Here is a 17,697-nt window from a genome sequence, read left to right as displayed (position 1 = left end):
GTATTATAATATCCAATATAGGTTATCTCCTTTGGTTATGGCTATCCTATCTGCTCTTTTTGCAGGTAGCGCCATGGCTGAAAATAAGCTCATCGATGCTAGTGCGCCAGTGAATACCACAAAGAATGTTGAGTTTGATCCCTCATTCCTGAATGTTGATGATAATAAATCGGTTGATCTCAGCCGCTTTGCCAATGGCGCTTCGGTGTTGCCCGGCGTGTATAAAACCATTGTCTATGTTAATAATCAAGCGGTTAGCAATAGCGATATTGAATTCAAAGCTCGGCCAGATAAATCGGTTTATCCCTGCCTGACCCGCGATCTGATTAAGAATATCGCTTTTAATTACGAAAAATTACCTAAAGATTTTTTGCATACGTTAGACAACGCAGAGCAATGCTTAGATTTACAGCATAAACTGCCAGAGGCACAGGTTAACTTCGACAGTAATGAACAGCGTCTGGATATTCTGATCCCCCAAATCTATATGCTGAACACTGCCCGCGGTACCGTTAGCCCGGAATTATGGGATAGCGGCGTACCCGCATTGTTATTAGGTTATAACGTAAATGGCTACACCAGCGAATCGCGGGGGGATAGCTTTAACTCACTGTTTGCTGGGGTAAATGCGGGGCTGAATGTCGGAGCCTGGTATTTACGCCATAATGGTTCGTATAACCGGATAAGTGACGGTTCAAACAAATACAGTAATATTAATACCTATCTACAGCGTGATATTCCATCACTTAAGGGGCGGGTATTATTAGGGCAGTCAAATACCACTGGGCAACTGTTTGATACCCTGCCATTTTTCGGTCTTCAACTGGCCAGTGATGAACGGATGTTGCCGGAATCTCAACGCGGTTATGCCCCGGATATCCGCGGCATTGCGCGCACCAACGCCCGTGTCACCGTGAGCCAAAGCGGCCTAGTGTTGTATGAAACCACGGTCCCGCCGGGAGAGTTTCTGATTAATGACTTGTACCCTACCGGTTTCGGTGGTGATCTTGATGTGACGGTGCGTGAATCGGATGGGACGGTGCAAACCTTCAGAGTCCCCTATACCTCGGTGGCGCAACTGTTACGTCCCGGATCATCCCGCTATTCCATCACTGCGGGGGAATTGCGCAGTGATAATCTGCGTGAAAAGCCAGCCCTGTACCAGGCTACCTATCAGCTTGGCTTGACTAACATCATTACGGGTTATGGGGGCCTGCAGGCCAGTAAAGACTATTACGCGTTGCAACTGGGTGTCGCGACCGGCACCCCGATTGGGGCGGTAGCCTTCGACGTGACTCAAGCGCAGACACGTCTTGAGGGTAATAGCAATGACAGTGGGCAATATTCATCGGGTAATAACTACAACGGTCAAAGTTATCAGGTGAGCTACAGTAAACTGATTAGCGAAACCAACAGTAACTTGTCGCTGGCAGCCTACCGCTTTTCCACTGATGGCTATATGGATTTTATGACCGCGATGCAAGTTCGTGATGCAGTGGCACAGGGGGATTCACCAAACTCAGTTTCAAGAGCCAAAAACCGGCTGACAGCGACTGCCAGCCAAGGCTTGCCAGAGGGATGGGGGCAGTTGTATATCACCGGTTCGGTGCAGAACTACTGGAACAAAGACGGCAACGATAAACAGTACCAGGTAGGATACAACAACCGTTACAAAAACCTTTCGTATGGTTTCAGTATCAGCCGTAGTTTTTCCAGCCTCGGCACGGCTCAAACTAACTATCTCTTGAGCTTCAGCATACCGTTGGGGAGTTATAGCCAGATCCACACGCCGCAACTGCGCCTGGATTTATCCCATGACAGTAGTGGTCGTTACGGTCAGCAGGCCAGTGTCTCCGGTACTAGCGGAGCGGACAACCAGTTCAGCTACGGTGTGACGGCGATGAACGCTAACCAAGGCATGGGAGCGAGTGGTTCACTGAGTGGCAACTACCGTTCACCGGCAACCGCACTGAGCGCGACTTACAGTACCGGTAAAAGCTACCATAGTGCTTCCGCCGGGATAAATGGGTCGGTGGTTGCCCATTCTGGTGGCGTGACCTTTACACCTTACAGCTCCGATACTTTTGCCTTGATTGAGGCTAAAGGGGAGGAAGGTGCCAAAGTATCCTCGTATCCGGGGGTGACTGTGGATTCGCATGGTTACGCTTTGGTGCCTTACCTGAATCCCTACCAGATGAATGAGATCAATATTGATCCTAAAGGTACGTCAAATAATGTCGAGCTAGAGAATACCAGCCAGCAAGTGGCACCTTATTTTGGGGCCGTTGTGAAGGTGAAGTACAACACCAAGCAAGGGACACCTATTTTGGTGAATGCTACCTATCAAGGGGAAGCGTTGCCCTTTGGCGCTAATGTTTTTGATGATCAGGGCAATAGTGTGGGCTCGGTAGGCCAAGGGGGGCAGTTATACGCGCGTGTAGCGGAAGATACAGGGCGACTGCGGGTGAAATGGGGGGATGGCAATGAGATGCAATGTAGCGTGGCCTATAGGCTACCATCAGGAACTGCAGGAAATCCAGCGAGCAAGTTAGTCCGTTTGACCCGCATCTGCACCAAAGAGAATCAATAGGGAGCGATAGAATGAAATTAGCATGGTTATCAAGTATTCCTCCGATACGATTACCTTGGGGAGGGGTTTCCCTGACGTTGGTCTTGTGCCTGTTGTTGGGATCGGCGACAGCCGTGCAAGCGGCTGTCACCTGTAATATCAATAATCCACGCGCTGATGTAACGCCGCTGGCACCGGGCAATTTATCCATATCCGGCGGGTCAGAATTGCCGCTGGGGACTGTCCTCTATCGCTTTCGCTGGTCTTCATCGCCATTAACCATCACCTGTAGTGGTGGGGATGCCAATAGCACGGTACCAATACAGATAATCGGGCAGGTGTTTTCTGCTCCACGGCCACTGTCCCAATGGAATGGTTCGCCCTATGCGGGGGCGGTTTATAGCACCGATGTTGCTGGTGTGGGGGTTGCTACCTGGAAGGGCAGTAGGCCGATCGTTTATGGTTCACCCGTTGTTTTAGCCACATTTCTTGTTTCTCAAGAAGGAACTCTTAATGTGACCGGGACCTCGGTATCTCTCGATTCCAGCTTGATCAAAATAGGGAATGTAGCGCCAGGGAATTACACCATTAATGGTGCGGATTTACCCACGATAGGTGTTTCCATTGCTTCGGAGGATGGCAGTGCCAATATTTATCCCTCATCTAGCATTCAGACCAGTTTCAGTGGTCAGTTGGTGGTTACACAACCCACTTGCATCACGCCTGATGTGAATGTTTCCTTGGGAACGTACGATGTTAGCAACTTTAATGGTATTGGCTCTGCGACGCCCTGGGTAAATGCCACCCTGACATTAATCAATTGCCCTATCTTTCAGGGTTATTATAGTCGTGATAATCCCGTGGATGTGAACCCAGTCAATGCGCCTGGCCCCGACAACAATGAGATAGGGCTCATGCTTACCCCCTTGAATGCGATTATTGATACGAATAACGGGATTATGGCCGTAAGCTCTCTGACTGCAGACAGTGCAGCCAGCGGAGTGGGTATCCAAATTAGTCAAGGAAATCCCGATAGACCTCTGGCACCGTTTAATTTTAACAGTGAAGTCAGATATACACTGACTACCACAGGAAGAGGGCTACTGACGATTCCGTTGTCAGCCCGTTACATTCAGACGGATAATACAGTGACGCCAGGGCGTGGTGATGGCAAGATGACATTTACGATTAATTATTATTAAGTAACAAGGGGCCTGATTCGCCCCTTGAGTTTTAATGATATTGGCAGGGATTATTTAAACAGGTTATTAACCACCAATTCCTCAACATCTTTTATCCGCCCATGAAGTGTCGCCTTGGCGGCATACAGCACCATACCTGCCGCTTGACCGATTTCAATGGTCGGTGGCATGACCAATTCCATGGGGTTGGTATGGACATCCAATAATGCGGGGCCCGTGTGAGCGAGAAACGCTTGCACGGCCGATTCCAACTCTGACAACTGGGTCACTTGCTGGCCATAAAAACCAATCGCTTCAGCCACTTTGGCAAAATTCGGGTTCTGAAGGTCAGTGTAATTATTTAATAGCCCGTCTGTTTTCTGTTCCAGTTCAACAAAGTTGAGGGAACCATTATTGATGACCACGATTTTTATCGGCAGTTTTTCCTGTATCGCGGTGAGTAGATCGCCCATCAGCATACTGAGCCCACCATCACCGGAAAGCGAGATCACTTGACGGCCAGGGTAGGCTTTTTGCAAACCCAGCGCCTGCGGCATGGCATTTGCCATGGTGCCGTGTAACAAACTGGTCAATGTGCGCCGCTGGCCATTACTGTGAATATGGCGTAACAACCACACCATGGCAGAACCCCCATCGGCAGTGAACAGTGCATCTTCATCAGCGTATTTGTCGATCAGGTGCACCAGATGTTGCGGATGGATCAGTGGGCCTTTACCGGCGCTTTCTTCCTTTTGCCGGCTTTCTAACGCACTTTGACGATGTTTCAAACATTCTTGCAGAAACTTGTCATCGGTATTTTGCTTCAGCAGTGGTAACAGTGCTGACAAGGTCGGCACGATATCCCCAACGACGGCAACATCAACCGGGTGCCGACGGCCGAGGTGGCAACCGTCATGATCTACCTGGATTATCTTGGCATTGGCAGGATAAAACTGCGACCAGGCAAAATCAGCCCCCAGTAACAGCAGGGTTTCACAGCTATTCATCATGTTAAAGCCGGACTTGACCCCTAACATTCCGGTCATGCCCATATTGAATGGGTTGTCATATTCAACGAAATCTTTGGCACGGGAGGTATGCGCGATGGGGGCGTTAAGCGTTTTAGCCAGGCTAATTAATAGGTCATGAGCACCTTCACAGCCCGCTCCGGCGTAAATACCTATTTTTTTACCTTGATTAAGTAGATCCGCAATTTTTTGTAATTCATTAGCGGCAGGTAACAATACTGGATTCGGGTGATGCACTGAATAGTGCAACTCTTCTTTGATAACAGCCTGGCTGATATCTGCAGGTAACACCACAATAGCAACACCACGCTTGTTGAGCGCTGCTTGGCAAGCTTGTGTCATGATCCGCCTAGCGGATGCCGGGTTGATGATGGTTTCACAAAATACCGAACAAGATTGATAGACCGAGCTGAAGTTCACTTCCTGTGGGAACTCGAAACCTATTTGTTCTGTAACAATTTGACTGGCGATTAGCACCATCGGGGCTTTGTTGCGTTGGGCCTCAAAAATGCCATTGATAAAATGCAGGCTACCTGGTCCGCAAGAGCCAGCACAAGCGGTGAGTCTGCCACTGATATAAGATTCAGCCCCAGCAGCAAATGCAGCGGCCTCTTCATGCCGCACATGTACCCATTCGATAGTGCTGCGTGAAAGGGCATCAGTCACATAATTGAGTGTATCACCCACTATGCCATAACAGTGTTTGACTCCAGTTTCTTCAAGCACTTCAACAATAATTTCAGCAACTTTCTTTGTCGTCATCTCGAGCATCCCTATATTTAAGCGAACATGCAGCGGGTTTGAGTATTAAGAGTGGTATAGCAACTTAGTTTCTGCGAATGGTGACCATTATGGTCGATTTTTCAGTGTAGACGATAAATTGCATCGCCTGACCACCATGCACTCATTTATATTGTTTGTCACTCAGGCGGCGCCGCGCAGGTGATACTCCTCTTGTGATAACAGCATGGCGCGTTCCAGCATCACCATCCGTTGTACAATTTCATACTGAGCGTCATACAAGCGTTCATCCATCCAGGCTGAATCCATCACGGCAGCAAGCTGTTTTTGATCGACACAGGGGAATAGAGCGCTGGCGGCATGACGCAAGCCGTGAAGTTTCAGCCCTTTCATCTCCCGATCCACCTGGTCGCCAATCAGGTTTTGCTCATCGGGGGATTTTTCCAACATAGATTCATACTGTTCCAGCGTCTGGTCGATCATACGTTGGTAATTGCTCATAGGGCCCCCTATTGAGCTGTTATATTGACAGATTGACGGTAACCCGCAGCAAACTTGGCGACTTCGGGTAAGCAGCAAGATCCGCTGTATTCTTCCTTCCGCTGTGGTAACTCGGTGCGAGTCAACTTTGCCCAGGCTTGGTTAATTTTCCTTGCCAACGCTCGGTCTGCGTCTTTCTTGGCGAAGAACGCCTTGGTTTTTTGGTATTTGCGCGACTTGGCATTCTCTGTTGCTGGCTTAACGATGATGGTGGTCATTGTGCCTCCAGTGATAAATCTTGTAACTTGTATGCTTTGTTAGTGATTTCGATAAATAATACAAGAAATATTGTTCACGAGTAAACAAATTAATTTGTATATAAATAAGTAATTTGTGGTATTTTTTTGTTTTTAAAGGGGTTTATTTCTTGAGATGGCAGGTGGGGGAAGGGGCTAAAGTCATGGTGTTACTTGATGGGGGGGCTGGTTTCTTTTTTAAATCAATTGATTATATTGATTTCAGAGGAGATAAGTTTGGGCATGGGGATACCCAAACTTGGTGCAAACTACCAGGCCATCACCGACCAGTTGATCACCCGCCCGATAATTTTGATGTTATCCAGGTCGGTTTCTTCATCGGGATAGTCTTCTTTGTTGTAGCTACGCAGGCTGATTCGGCGCCCGGGCAGGCGATAGAGCATTTTCATCCGGAAAAGCTCATCTTGTTCAATGGCATAAATGCCGCCATCAGTGATGCCTGTGTGCCCTTTATCCACCGTGACGGTAGATTTATTGGGGATCACCGGGGCCATACTATCGCCATGTACCGAAAAACTAATGACATTTGCGGGCTCTGCGCCATATCGCCGCAGTGTGGACTTTGAAAATCTGAGCTTAAATCCGTTATGGTCTTCGTTGGTTGAACAGCCATATCCTGCCGCCAGCTCTATATTTTTATAGTAGGGGATATAAACCTCATCATCATCTAGCGGCGTGTCATCATCCCACGTGGTGACGCCAGCCCACTCATGCTCAGGGGGGATCGTCGAGTTGGGATGATAAGCCGGTGGTTTATCTTCATCGCCGGTCAGAAGCCATTTTACGCTGCACCCTAAAGCCACAGAAAGTTCAGGGAGATAACGTGGCCGTTGTGTCTCCCCCCTTCAAGTTGTTGTATGGCTTGTTGTGATGTTTTGGCGCGCACAGCAAGTTCTGCCTGCGTCAGGCCAAGCTCAGCCCTTCTTGATTTAACTCTTTCAGCGATGCCCATAAGACCCTCAGATTGTTAGATCTGATTTTTACCAGAAAAATGGTATTTGACAAACAAAATTTTTTAACAATAATAAACAAACTATATTGTTTATGAATTTGTATAAACAAACTTATCACCTCGCTCTTTAACATATCTGGCTCTCTCCCTGGAAGGTCTGGGGAACTATCGCCGCCGTGCAGCCTGCCGGTTGGCGATAACCAAGCAAGTCCCCGGCGTTGCGTTTACCGGGGCTCGTTACCAATACCACTACTGCGTAAATAACGGCGAGTAACAAGAAATTATTGGAGTTGCCATGGCAAGAATACGCACGGTTAAACCTGAGCTTTGGACTGACGAAAAGGTCGCGGAATGCTCAATAGCGGCGAGGCTGCTGTTTATTGGCATGTTTAATTTTGCTGACGATAACGGCAATCTGGTCAATTCGCCAAAGCGGATCAAAATGCAGATCTTTCCTGCGGACAGTATGGATTGCGAACCGCTGATAGCAGAACTGATGACTCACGGGCTGCTCACTGAGTACTCAGTGAGTGAGGTGAGCTATCTGAATATTAAGGGGTTTAATAAACATCAGAAAATAAACCGACCATCAAAAACTACCATCCCCAGGCCACGACTTACTGAGCACTCAGTGAGTGATCATGGAGCCTTCACTGGCGGAAAGGATCCGGAAGGGAAGGGAGAGGATCAAGATATTAATTATCATTCCCAGCCTGCAGGTGTTGCCTGCTGTGAGCCAGATTTCCCTGTGGAGGCCATGAATTTACCTACCGAGGCAATAGTTCACCCCATCTCTGGGCGCTATGCCTTTGAAGGCCAGGTGATCCGGCTCAACCACAAAGACTTCAATGCCTGGGCGCAACTCTACCCGTTGATCGATCTGAATTACGAACTGCAAAAACTGGATATCGAATTCAGCCATCAGAAGCCCAAAAACTGGTTTATCACCGCCAGCCAAAAACTCAGTTACCAGAACAAACAGTTAAAACAGCGGGGAAGAGCCAAGCAGGTGGTGAATGCTGAGCCGGTGCCCCACTGGAACAGCAAAGAATCATGGGAGGAATTCTTATGACCCATCGACTCAGGACGGCCATCGCTAAACGTGATGCGCTGACACTGGCCGAAATCTATCGGCAAAAGCCCGCCAATGTGCAGAGTATCGTCAACCCGGATGCAGAAAAACTGGTTGATACGCTATTTAAACAACTTAAACAGGTGTTCCCGGCGGCCCGCCAAACCAACTTGCGTAGCGAAGCGGATGAATCGGCAGCCAAAAAACAGTGGATTGCCGCTTTTGCTGAAAATGGTATTCACCGTCGTGAACAGCTTTCTGCCGGAATGCAACATGCCAGAGCCTGTGAATCGCCATTCTGGCCATCACCGGGGCAATTTATTGCCTGGTGCCAACAGGGGGCCAGCCGCCTGTTTGGCTTGCCTGATGAGCACGAACTGTATGACATGGTAATGAAATACAGCGCCGAACGCGGTTACTACCAAAGTGCTGAGCACTATCCCTGGCAAAGCTATTCTTGGCAAAGCAACGCCTGCTGGCTGATGGTCACCCAACTCTATTCAGAGATGCGTGCTCTCAGGCTGACAGAGTCCGAGCTACGCAAGCATTGCACTAAAGTGTTGGCAGCCATGATCCAGCGCCTTGAAGCGGGTGAAGATCTCCCGGCTCCTGCGGCCATGATCACCCGGATACACACCCAGGTCAGCAATGAACAGGGGTTGCAGTACATCGCGGCATTACGCAAAAAATTCAATCTCTCTTCGGGTTCATCCAAGCGATAAGTGCTTGGCTCAATCCCAATCCCTCTTTGGTCATAACCCCAACCGCCTTCTCTGCACCTGCTGGAGAGGTCACCCATTGATTATCTGGCATCACTGCCAGAGGGCTTAACACGGGGAGTGAACCATCAGAAGAGGAAACAAAAAAACAGAAAATAACAGGTGTAACTATGAAAACCAGCTTTATTCACCAAGCAGTCACTACCGAAGAATCGATCTAACTGCTTGAAACTTATCGTCGTACGGGGGCACAGGCAGAAAGAACCTTAAATGCCGACCCTAAATTGTGGGATGTGATCGTACAACTGCATGAGCAGCGTTATCTCAAACCCACACCTCGCTCGATGATCAACCGGATATGGCGCTAACAGAATCCGCATCCATTTTTTACCCGACTTTGCCGCTATAGCACACCCGCGATATCTACCGTGCCCGGCGGCACCTATCACAGAACAAAAACAGCAACATTCAAAAATAACATTACAAAATGGGGGAGATCCTATGGCAGTTAAAGAATTGAGCCTGACAACAGAACAACATAATTGGCTTAATGGTTGGCTGGAGCTCTGGGGGGCGTGGGTCTATTCTGGGCGGTTGGAAAAGCGTCAAAGTAATGTGATCGCCCGCTATATGGAGAGCGTGGAACCCTCAGGATACCGAGCCAGGCCGAAGTGCAATGACGACGACGGGATGTTGATTTCCCAGGTGGTGGATTCAGTGATGTCGATTGATAAAAAAGCGTTTGGCATCCTGCTGAGTTATTACGCCCATGGCTCATCCAAGCGAGCCATTGCCACCTACTATCATCAGACAGCAAAACCGCGCAAATTCAACGGACGTTTAGGGGAAGAGTGGCGCAAACCGTCATTTGGCACCTGCCGCAATGAAGTGGATCAGATCCTGAGTGCCAGCCTGTTTATTCTCTACCAACCACTGCAAAATGCCTTTATCGGTCGTAAACGTGCCGCTAAAGTTTCACATATTGCTGACAAGTGGCTTGACAAGGCATTAGCCACGAGGGTATGATTACCACATAAGCTGCCGTTAGTGACAACCCAGTCGCATCGGCAGCTTTTTTTTGTCCCGCAGATCCCCATTCTTATTCAAGCCGCACCTAGAGAGACGGTCTTGAGAATAAGCGTGGGGATGACAAAGCGCGAAGTTATCCATAAGCGGCAGGATATTTTCGTGCACTAATAAAAATTGCAATACAACTTCAGGCTCACTTCGGTGGGCCTTTTTTATTTCTATCGCCCGGCGTTCGCTGAGCGAAGCGAACAACAGGAGATCATTATGTCAGAGCCGATTAGCACCGGTGCGGCGACAGCAGCCGTCACCAGTGTCACTTTTATCGGGCTGCTATCAGGTATTGATGCTGGGGCGATGGTCGGTGCCTTTGCCGGTTCAGTGCTTTTTGTGGTGTCAGCAACAGATTTAACTTGGCGTATCAAGGGGTTGCTATTTGTGGTCTCGATGATTGCAGGCATCCTCGGGGCCGATTTTGTCGCCTCGATTATTACCTCAATCACTCCCGAAAGCGTTATGGCCGCCAGGCCGTTAGGGGCGATTGTCGCATCAGCCGTAGCGGTCCGCTTACTGATGTTTATCAGCAATCAAGCGGGTAACCCGACGGGTTTGATTGATCGTCTAAGGGGGCCCAAATGAACGCCGACCAACTGTTACTGATTATCAACTCCATTGCTTGCGGCCTACTGGCGCTCAGATTGGTGCTCTACAGTCGCAGTGGTTCAGCACATAAACCTTTTATCTCCTTCGCCGCCTACCTGCTTATCGTGGCGGCCGGCTCAGTGCCGATCCGCGCACTGATGGGGGATTACCCCGCTCATGACATCTCTGAAACGGTGATTAATTCGATACTTTGCATCGCAGTTTTTGTGGTGCGGGGCAATTTAGCGCAGCTTTTTAACGGACTGAGAACGAAAAATGGCCAGTAAATTTATTTTAGGAAAAGTGAGTGAAACCAACTTACGTGGAGTTAGGCCGGAATTGGTTGCCGTAGTACGCCGCGCTATTGAACTGACTTCGGTGGACTTCAGAGTGATTGAGGGGGTCCGCAGCGAGGAACGCCAGCGCCAGCTAGTACGCAATGGTGCCAGTCAAACGCTCAATAGTCGGCACATTACGGGCCATGCTGTTGATTGCGCCCCACTGGTGAATAGCGCCATTCCCTGGAATGACCAAAGTAAATTCAAGGCGGTGTCTGATGCCATGTTCCAGGCGGCAAAAGAGCTCGGTGTCAGGATTCGTTGGGGCGGTGACTGGAATGAAAACGGCCGTAGCAATGATGAGAAGTTCTACGATGGCCCACATTTTGAACTGCACCGCCAGGAGTACCCATGAAGATAGGGCAATACGGCCTGATCGGCGCGTTGCTGGTGGCCATCTGCCTGGGTTGGTACAGCACCATTCTTTCCAGCCGCCTGGATACGGCCAAGGAATTGTTGGCAGAGCAGAGCAAGTCACTGGCACAACAAGCCGCCCTAATTGGCACTTTGCAAACGCAAGATGCGCAAAATCGCGCTTTGCTCGCCGCGCAGCAGCAGAAAGAGCAGCAACTGCGGCAACAGGCCAGCGACAACCAAAGGAGGTACCGTGATGCAACTAAAAACGATCAGTGCGCTGTTACTGCTGCCCCTGGTGCTTTTATTGAGCTCTTGCAGTAAAGCGCCGCTCCCCCCGGTACCGCAGCCGGTGGTACTGATGCCGCCGGAAACCGTCTTTACTCCCTGTGAAAAGCCCGCATTGCAAGGCACGACCTGGGGGGATATTGGCAGTTATGCGCTGCAGCTACAAACCGCGCTGGAACTCTGTGCCTATCGCATTGATGTGCTGAATTTGTGGCGTTCTGCGCACCCCTTGCCGTTTAGGGCTTAACGCGCCGTTATTTAGAGCCACTTTGTAACCAATCACCCTACCCAAACGAGATATCACCGGGCTTGAACACCGGCGGCGGGCGGCTATGCCTAGCAACCGTCGGCCGGGTTTATCCACATTACCGCCATAGGGAGGTCTATTGAGCGATAACACGAGCAACCACACTGGCTATTTAACACCTATTGCGTCCGGGCCGGAATATGACGAGGAACTGGAGCAGTTACTTCGCTACTGGATCGTCGGCGTTTCCGGCTTGCCTGAAGGGGCGGTTCACCCCCGCTGGGCACCCATTCCACCTCAATTATCTTTTGCGGCGGGTAATGGGTGTGAATTTGGTATCTCGCTGCTGCAGGGGGACACCGATACGGTGTTCGAAACCCAGCAAGCGGCCAGTGCCGAACTCTGGCGGCATGAAACCATTGAGTGCCTGGTCAGCTTTTACGGCCCAGGCAGTCAACGTATTGCGGCGCAATTTCGTGATGGCGTGACGCTAAACCAAAACAACGAGCAGTTAAAAACTGTTGGCTTGTCGTTACACAGCGTTGGCGACATTACCCCGAGCCCAGAATGTATTAATGAGCAATGGGTTCGTCGCCACGACATCACTGTCCGCCTATCTCGCAAAGTGATTCGCGAATATGGCATCCAATCGCTGGTGGCAGCACCAGTAAATTTCTTCGGAGAATAACTTATGTCACAGGGTTTACCTGTATCTAACATCGTATCTGTTACGGTGAATATGGCCTTACGCGCGGCGCAGGGGAGAAACTTCGGGGCGTTGCTGATTGTTGGCGGTTCTCCGGTAATCGACGGTAGTCAGCGTATGCGCAGCTACACGAGCATTACCCAAGTCGGCGCAGATTTTGGTATGGAAACGCCTGAGTACCAGGCTGCACAAATGTATTATCAGCAAATGCCCCAGCCAAAAACGCTGTTTATTGGGCGGTGGATCAAGACAGATCAGGCCGCATTGTTGCGTTGTGGGATTTTGACACCGGCACAAATGGCGATCAGCACCTGGGCTACGGTCACTGACGGGTCGATGAAAATCACCATTGATGGTGTCGCAAAGACGCTCACTGCGATGAACTTCTCAGCCGAGACCAATCTCAATGGAGTAGCGGCGCGGATCACAGATAAATTAACCACAGCAACGGTGACATGGGACGCGACCAATAGCCGTTTCTTTGTGACGTCTAAAACCACCGGGTCAACCTCCGCAGTGGGTTATGGCTCTGCCAACACTACGGGCACTGACATTTCAGTGATGATGAAATCAACACAGGCTGATGGCGCAATGGCTGTCGCACGTTCAGCGGCAGAGAATATTCAGTCGTGTATTTTCAGCTTGGCGGATATGTCCACGGGCTGGTACGGGCTGCAAATTGCTGACACGTCACTGATTGATGATGACGTGCTCAGTATTGCGGCTTTTATTCAATCTGATCATATTTCCCGCATCTATGGACACACGATCCAAAATACTAGCGTCCTTGACTTGGACAACACGGCGGATATCGCCAGCAGGCTAAAGGCGGCGAAGTATGGGCGTACCTTCACCCAGTATTCCAGTGTAAACCCATATGCAACAGCATCCATTTTTGGTCGTGCGTTCACTGTCAATTTCCTCGGTAACAACACCACCATCACCCTGAAGTTTAAGCAACAACCTGGTATTGCAGCGGAAACACTGACTCAGACGCAAGCCAACACATTGGCCGCGAAAAACTGTAACGTATTCGTCAACTACGATAATGGCACGGCCATTATTCAAGAGGGACTAATGTGTAACGGTGACTTCTTTGATGAGCGTCACGGCCTGGATTGGCTGCAGAACTACGTGCAGAACAACCTTTATAACATGCTCTATACCAGCACCAGCAAAGTGCCACAGACCGATCAGGGCATTACCCGTCTGTTGGCCAGTGTGACGGGTTCGCTGGAGCAGGGTGTGACCAACGGCCTGATCGCTCCTGGGGTGTGGAATGGCGATCCTGTAGGGCAATTGAAGAGCGGCGACACCTTGACCACCGGTTACTACACCTATGCACCACCGGTTGCCAGTCAGGCTCAGGCAGATCGTGAAGCACGTAAAGCACCGGTGATCCAGTGTGCAATCAAGTTGGCCGGGGCTGTGCACTTCGCTGACGTTATCATCAATGTAAACCGATAAGGGTAAAACATGTCTACTTACAGTTTTTTGGATTTCTCAGCTTCTATTGTGGGGCCAAGTGGTGCGTTTGATCTGGGTAGTGGCTCAGGCAACGGCGAAGAGGGGATCACCGTAGAGATGGCTGCGGCGAAAAATACCATGGTCTTGGGTGCGGATGGCGAAGTCATGCACAGCATGCACCCGGGTAAAAATGGCAAGGTGACGGTCAGCCTGCTTAAAACCAGCCCGGTGAATGCCAAGTTGAGCGCGATGTATAACGCGCAATCACTCTCTTCAGCGGCCTGGGGCAAAAACGTGATTGTGTTGCGTAATAGCGCCAGTAACGATGTTTGTGTGGCGCGCGCCGTGGCTTTCCAGCAGCAGCCCAATTGGAAGAATGGTGCCACTGGCGGCACGGTCGATTGGGTTTTTGAAGCGGGTAAAGTTGACCAACTACTTGGCACCTTTTAAGGGGGCGTGAATGGAGTTTGAAATTAATGGCCAGCAATACCGGGCCAATAAACTGAATGTGTTCGATCAATTGCGGGTCTCGCGCAAACTGTTGCCGGTTCTTTCCGGGTTACTGGGGGAGCTTAAGGTACTCAAGCAATTGAAAAGCGGGCAGATCACCCTTGATGACGCCTTCAAAACCGCGTTCCCAGCCATTGCCCAGACCCTGGCGGATCTGAGTGACGAGGACAGCAATGCGATTATTCACCCTTGCCTGTCGGTGGTACTGCGCCAGCAGGGGAGTAATTACGTGGCGATATTCAACAACGGGCAACTGATGTTTGATGATATTGACCTGATGAGCATGCTGCAGATTGTCGCCCGCGTGGTGGGTGATTCATTGGGAAATTTCTGGGGCGGTCTCCAAGAGAAACAAGCACAGGAAGCAGCTCCAGCGGCTTAATGCTGGAGTCTTTACCGGGCGGGGAAGATTATCTTCTGCGCCCGGTTGAGGCTGGAATGTGCTCAATGGCTGAACTAAAGGGGGGATCGCTGGATCTCTTCGATATCGCCCTGATGAATGATTATCTCGATGTAAAAATAGCAAATGAACACCGCATCGAGAAATGGAGGCGGGATAATGAGCAACGCTAGAACAAGAACCAACCCCCAAGTCTCAGATGATAATGATAGCGCCAGTGAGATGAAACTTTCTACCCGATTGGCAGGCATGGCATCCAGCCTGTTGAGCGTGGCCTCTACACTGGCAGAGACCACGGGCAAGGTGGTGACTTTTACCACCCAGGTGGCCGAAGAGTTCGATAAAGTCTACTTCAGCGCCAAGCGTGTCGGAAGCAGTGCCAGCGGGATCCTGGCACTGGGTTATGCTGCGGAACAAACCGGGGCTGATGCCGCCGAGGCACTTAATTCACTGAATAGCTTGGCGGGGTTTATGGAAAACAACCCTAAAGCAGAACAGATACTTAATGGCATCGGGGTGAAGACCCGTGATGACAAGGGTCAACAACGAGATAATCAGGCCATTTTGATGGATCTCGGTGACCGTATGGCGCAAATGCCAGCAGGTCAAGCCAGTTCATTGGCGCAACAGATAGGTGTTGATCAACACGCGCTGCAAAGCATGCGCCAGCCTATGGAAGAATATAGCCAGATGCTGGCTGTCACTGGGCTGAATGCGGAAAAAGCGGCACAACAGTCCAACGCCTATATGACCTCAGTGCGCAGATTAAGCACCTTGTCTGACATGGTGAGTAACAAGATAGGCAGTGAAATTGCAGGTGGTATGAGCGGCCCACTGAACCAGTTATTTGAACGTATTATGTCTGATGGCCCTCGGCTGGAAACGTTTATTAGTGGTGTTGGGCGCGCTGCTACCTGGGTGGGTGAAAAGCTGGGTAAATTGGCCTATTACGCTTTTGTCGGTATTAGCGAAGTGATTAAGTGGTGGGATAGCCTAGATAGTAGCTCGCAAACCGTGATTGGTGTGTTTGGTGCCATTCTGACGGCCTGGCGTGTGTTGGGTAGCGCCTTTATGACTTCGCCACTGGGCATCATTTTAGCGGTGGCGACCGCGCTGATGGCGCTGTATGACGATTTCCAAACCTGGAAGGCGGGTGGGGAGAGTCTGTTTGACTGGGCACCCATTGTTCAGGCTTTTGAGTATGTCAGGGAGGCTATCGGCAGCTTGGGGGCGGATTTTGGTGAATTGTGGGGCAAAATAACGCAACTCGGTAGTGCTATTGGCGATGCCGCCAAGCAATGGCTAGACATAGATACTTCAAGTTTCGGTGAAGAAATAAGCCAGCTAGGTACTATTATTGGTGATACAGCCAAAGAATGGTTCGATTTTATTACAATCGATTTCTCAAAATTCGACGGCAAACGGCTGTTTGACCAGATTATCGAAAGTGTGCGTAGTAGTATCAAGTTTGTTGGTGCGCTGGTGGATGCATTACGTAAACTGGTTAATCGTGATTTTGCTGGGGCGGGAGAATCGCTGAAAGAAGCCGCAAATATAGCGATTGAAAGCCCAGTCGGGCAAGGTGTTAAAAGCCTTTATTTTGCAGCCAATGACAAAGTTAATGAGTATCTTCCTAAATGGATGGGTGGGTCAGCAAAAAAATTGCCTGATAACTGGTCATTACCTAATCTATTAGGCTTTATTTCACCAGATTCTCCCATAGCGGATAAGATATTAATGTCTGATCCACAGCGGATGATTAATAGCTTACCGCCAACAACCAGTAATTATTCCCCTACGCTCTATAGCCCCGCTATGGGGTTATCAGGCAATGTGGCAAAGGGTGGCAATACACTGAATCAAAATACGGTGATTACTATTAATGGGGCTGTTGAACCGACCTTAACCGGGATGGCAGTGCTTGACGGCCAATTTAATCTCAATGCTCGTCTTTATGAGCAACTGACCACAGATGAGGGGTACTGCTGATGGATATTCTCGCTTTCTCGTTTCCCCAGTCCCGACGGCGCATCGGTATTATTGTGCCAACGGTAGTGATTTCAGAGGCACATAGTGACACCCTACAAATCACTCAACATCCGGTAGAAAATGGAGCCCCCATTAGTGACCATGCTTATATGCTGCCAGCCAGTGTGACGATGGAATTGGGTTTTGCTGGCGGAGGCTCGTTGTTAGATGGGGTTGATACCACCAAGATTTTTGATATCGACACCGGGTTGTCATTGGGTGAAAGCCCGCAAGTGGTTTACCAGAAACTGCAGGATCAGCAACAGAGTCGTACTCCGTTAGATGTGATCACTGGCAAGCGGCAATACAAAAATATGCTGATCAAGTCTATGGACGTAACCACCAATGCGAGCACAGAAAATGTGCTTAGTTGCAAGCTGGTATTACAGCAGGTGATTATCACTGAAACACAAAAGGTGACAGATAAAGCCAATATGTCCAACGGGGTGAGTACCGCCGGGGTGCAGAATGCCGGTACCAAATCCCCGGTACCGGTGAGTAGAGCGATATCTCCTCAAGGTTAAGTGGTTTAAGCCGCAGTAAGGCAACCCTAGTTATTTGTCCTTACCGTGGCAGGTTTCGGCCACCTAACGTTTTTTATCCCATGAATTTGTTGTGCCTGCGACCGAATC

The 17,697-nt window shown here is 49.8% G+C and carries 20 protein-coding genes and 1 pseudogene; 17 read left to right on the top strand and 4 right to left on the bottom strand.

Features of this window, described 5'->3' with window-relative positions:
• Nucleotides 1-73 precede the first annotated feature (73 nt).
• Nucleotides 74-2,590 (top strand): fimbria/pilus outer membrane usher protein, encoded by a 2,517-nt coding sequence (locus tag ACX9GV_RS12885; RefSeq protein WP_473195791.1) that lies wholly within the window; start codon nucleotides 74-76, stop codon nucleotides 2,588-2,590.
• Nucleotides 2,591-2,601: 11 nt separating this feature from the next.
• Nucleotides 2,602-3,771 (top strand): fimbrial protein, encoded by a 1,170-nt coding sequence (locus ACX9GV_RS12880; protein ID WP_473195790.1) that lies wholly within the window; start codon nucleotides 2,602-2,604, stop codon nucleotides 3,769-3,771.
• Between the two features lie 50 nt (nucleotides 3,772-3,821).
• On the opposite strand, the gene ACX9GV_RS12875 is transcribed toward ACX9GV_RS12880, so the two are convergent.
• The 4 genes and pseudogenes from ACX9GV_RS12875 to ACX9GV_RS12860 form a co-directional block, all read right to left on the bottom strand.
• Entirely contained in the window at nucleotides 3,822-5,540 is a 1,719-nt protein-coding gene (locus ACX9GV_RS12875) for a thiamine pyrophosphate-dependent enzyme (RefSeq protein WP_473195789.1), read from the bottom strand.
• A gap of 162 nt (nucleotides 5,541-5,702) precedes the next feature.
• Complete coding sequence (locus tag ACX9GV_RS12870) at nucleotides 5,703-6,020, bottom strand: hypothetical protein (RefSeq protein ID WP_473195788.1); 318 nt, start codon at nucleotides 6,018-6,020, stop codon at nucleotides 5,703-5,705.
• 8 nt (nucleotides 6,021-6,028) lie between these two features.
• Entirely contained in the window at nucleotides 6,029-6,277 is a 249-nt protein-coding gene (locus ACX9GV_RS12865; RefSeq protein WP_473195787.1) for a transcriptional antitermination N peptide, read from the bottom strand.
• Between the two features lie 287 nt (nucleotides 6,278-6,564).
• Nucleotides 6,565-7,268: pseudogene (locus tag ACX9GV_RS12860) on the bottom strand (XRE family transcriptional regulator).
• 295 nt (nucleotides 7,269-7,563) lie between these two features.
• On the opposite strand from ACX9GV_RS12860, the gene ACX9GV_RS12855 reads away from it, so the two are divergent.
• The 15 genes from ACX9GV_RS12855 to ACX9GV_RS12785 all read left to right on the top strand — a co-directional run bounded on the left by ACX9GV_RS12855 (nucleotide 7,564) and on the right by ACX9GV_RS12785 (nucleotide 17,589).
• Nucleotides 7,564-8,340, top strand: a complete 777-nt coding sequence (locus ACX9GV_RS12855; protein WP_473195786.1) for a hypothetical protein — start codon at nucleotides 7,564-7,566, stop codon at nucleotides 8,338-8,340.
• Nucleotides 8,337-9,062 carry a replication protein P gene (locus ACX9GV_RS12850; RefSeq protein ID WP_473195785.1) on the top strand — a complete coding sequence of 242 codons (726 nt, stop codon included), beginning with the start codon at nucleotides 8,337-8,339 and terminating at the stop codon, nucleotides 9,060-9,062. Before ACX9GV_RS12855 ends, ACX9GV_RS12850 begins: the two co-directional genes overlap by 4 nt.
• A 498-nt stretch (nucleotides 9,063-9,560) precedes the next feature.
• Nucleotides 9,561-10,085 carry an antiterminator Q family protein gene (locus tag ACX9GV_RS12845; protein WP_473195784.1) on the top strand — a complete coding sequence of 175 codons (525 nt, stop codon included), beginning with the start codon at nucleotides 9,561-9,563 and terminating at the stop codon, nucleotides 10,083-10,085.
• Nucleotides 10,086-10,352: 267 nt separating this feature from the next.
• Nucleotides 10,353-10,724 (top strand): putative holin, encoded by a 372-nt coding sequence (locus ACX9GV_RS12840; RefSeq protein ID WP_023489983.1) that lies wholly within the window; start codon nucleotides 10,353-10,355, stop codon nucleotides 10,722-10,724.
• A complete protein-coding gene (locus ACX9GV_RS12835) occupies nucleotides 10,721-11,014 on the top strand; it encodes a phage holin family protein (RefSeq protein WP_023489982.1) in 294 nt (97 codons plus the stop codon). Before ACX9GV_RS12840 ends, ACX9GV_RS12835 begins: the two co-directional genes overlap by 4 nt.
• Nucleotides 11,004-11,420 (top strand): M15 family metallopeptidase, encoded by a 417-nt coding sequence (locus ACX9GV_RS12830; protein ID WP_473195783.1) that lies wholly within the window; start codon nucleotides 11,004-11,006, stop codon nucleotides 11,418-11,420. The genes ACX9GV_RS12835 and ACX9GV_RS12830 overlap by 11 nt, the downstream gene beginning before the upstream one ends.
• On the top strand, nucleotides 11,417-11,743 hold the full coding sequence (locus tag ACX9GV_RS12825) for a hypothetical protein (RefSeq protein WP_473195782.1): 327 nt from the start codon (nucleotides 11,417-11,419) through the stop codon (nucleotides 11,741-11,743). Before ACX9GV_RS12830 ends, ACX9GV_RS12825 begins: the two co-directional genes overlap by 4 nt.
• Nucleotides 11,718-11,954: an Rz1-like lysis system protein LysC gene (gene lysC, locus ACX9GV_RS12820; protein ID WP_473198036.1), complete on the top strand. Its 237-nt coding sequence runs from the start codon at nucleotides 11,718-11,720 to the stop codon at nucleotides 11,952-11,954. Before ACX9GV_RS12825 ends, lysC begins: the two co-directional genes overlap by 26 nt.
• A 139-nt stretch (nucleotides 11,955-12,093) precedes the next feature.
• Nucleotides 12,094-12,642 carry a phage neck terminator protein gene (locus tag ACX9GV_RS12815; RefSeq protein WP_473195781.1) on the top strand — a complete coding sequence of 183 codons (549 nt, stop codon included), beginning with the start codon at nucleotides 12,094-12,096 and terminating at the stop codon, nucleotides 12,640-12,642.
• A 3-nt stretch (nucleotides 12,643-12,645) separates the two neighbouring features.
• Nucleotides 12,646-14,127 carry a DUF3383 domain-containing protein gene (locus ACX9GV_RS12810; protein WP_473195780.1) on the top strand — a complete coding sequence of 494 codons (1,482 nt, stop codon included), beginning with the start codon at nucleotides 12,646-12,648 and terminating at the stop codon, nucleotides 14,125-14,127.
• Nucleotides 14,128-14,136: 9 nt separating this feature from the next.
• Nucleotides 14,137-14,577 carry a phage structural protein gene (locus ACX9GV_RS12805; RefSeq protein ID WP_473195779.1) on the top strand — a complete coding sequence of 147 codons (441 nt, stop codon included), beginning with the start codon at nucleotides 14,137-14,139 and terminating at the stop codon, nucleotides 14,575-14,577.
• A 10-nt stretch (nucleotides 14,578-14,587) separates the two neighbouring features.
• On the top strand, nucleotides 14,588-15,019 hold the full coding sequence (locus tag ACX9GV_RS12800) for a phage tail assembly chaperone (RefSeq protein ID WP_473195778.1): 432 nt from the start codon (nucleotides 14,588-14,590) through the stop codon (nucleotides 15,017-15,019).
• 65 nt (nucleotides 15,020-15,084) lie between these two features.
• A complete protein-coding gene (locus ACX9GV_RS12795) occupies nucleotides 15,085-15,210 on the top strand; it encodes a DUF6889 family protein (protein ID WP_473195777.1) in 126 nt (41 codons plus the stop codon).
• A complete protein-coding gene (locus ACX9GV_RS12790) occupies nucleotides 15,197-17,026 on the top strand; it encodes a phage tail tape measure protein (RefSeq protein ID WP_473195776.1) in 1,830 nt (609 codons plus the stop codon). Before ACX9GV_RS12795 ends, ACX9GV_RS12790 begins: the two co-directional genes overlap by 14 nt.
• Nucleotides 17,026-17,589, top strand: coding sequence for a phage baseplate protein (locus ACX9GV_RS12785; protein WP_023489973.1), 564 nt, complete (start codon nucleotides 17,026-17,028; stop codon nucleotides 17,587-17,589). Before ACX9GV_RS12790 ends, ACX9GV_RS12785 begins: the two co-directional genes overlap by 1 nt.
• The last annotated feature ends 108 nt before the right edge of the window (nucleotides 17,590-17,697 follow it).

The organism is Serratia sp. 25CWL12 (genome assembly GCF_055790885.1).
This window is presented reverse-complemented; position numbering and strand designations above follow the sequence as displayed.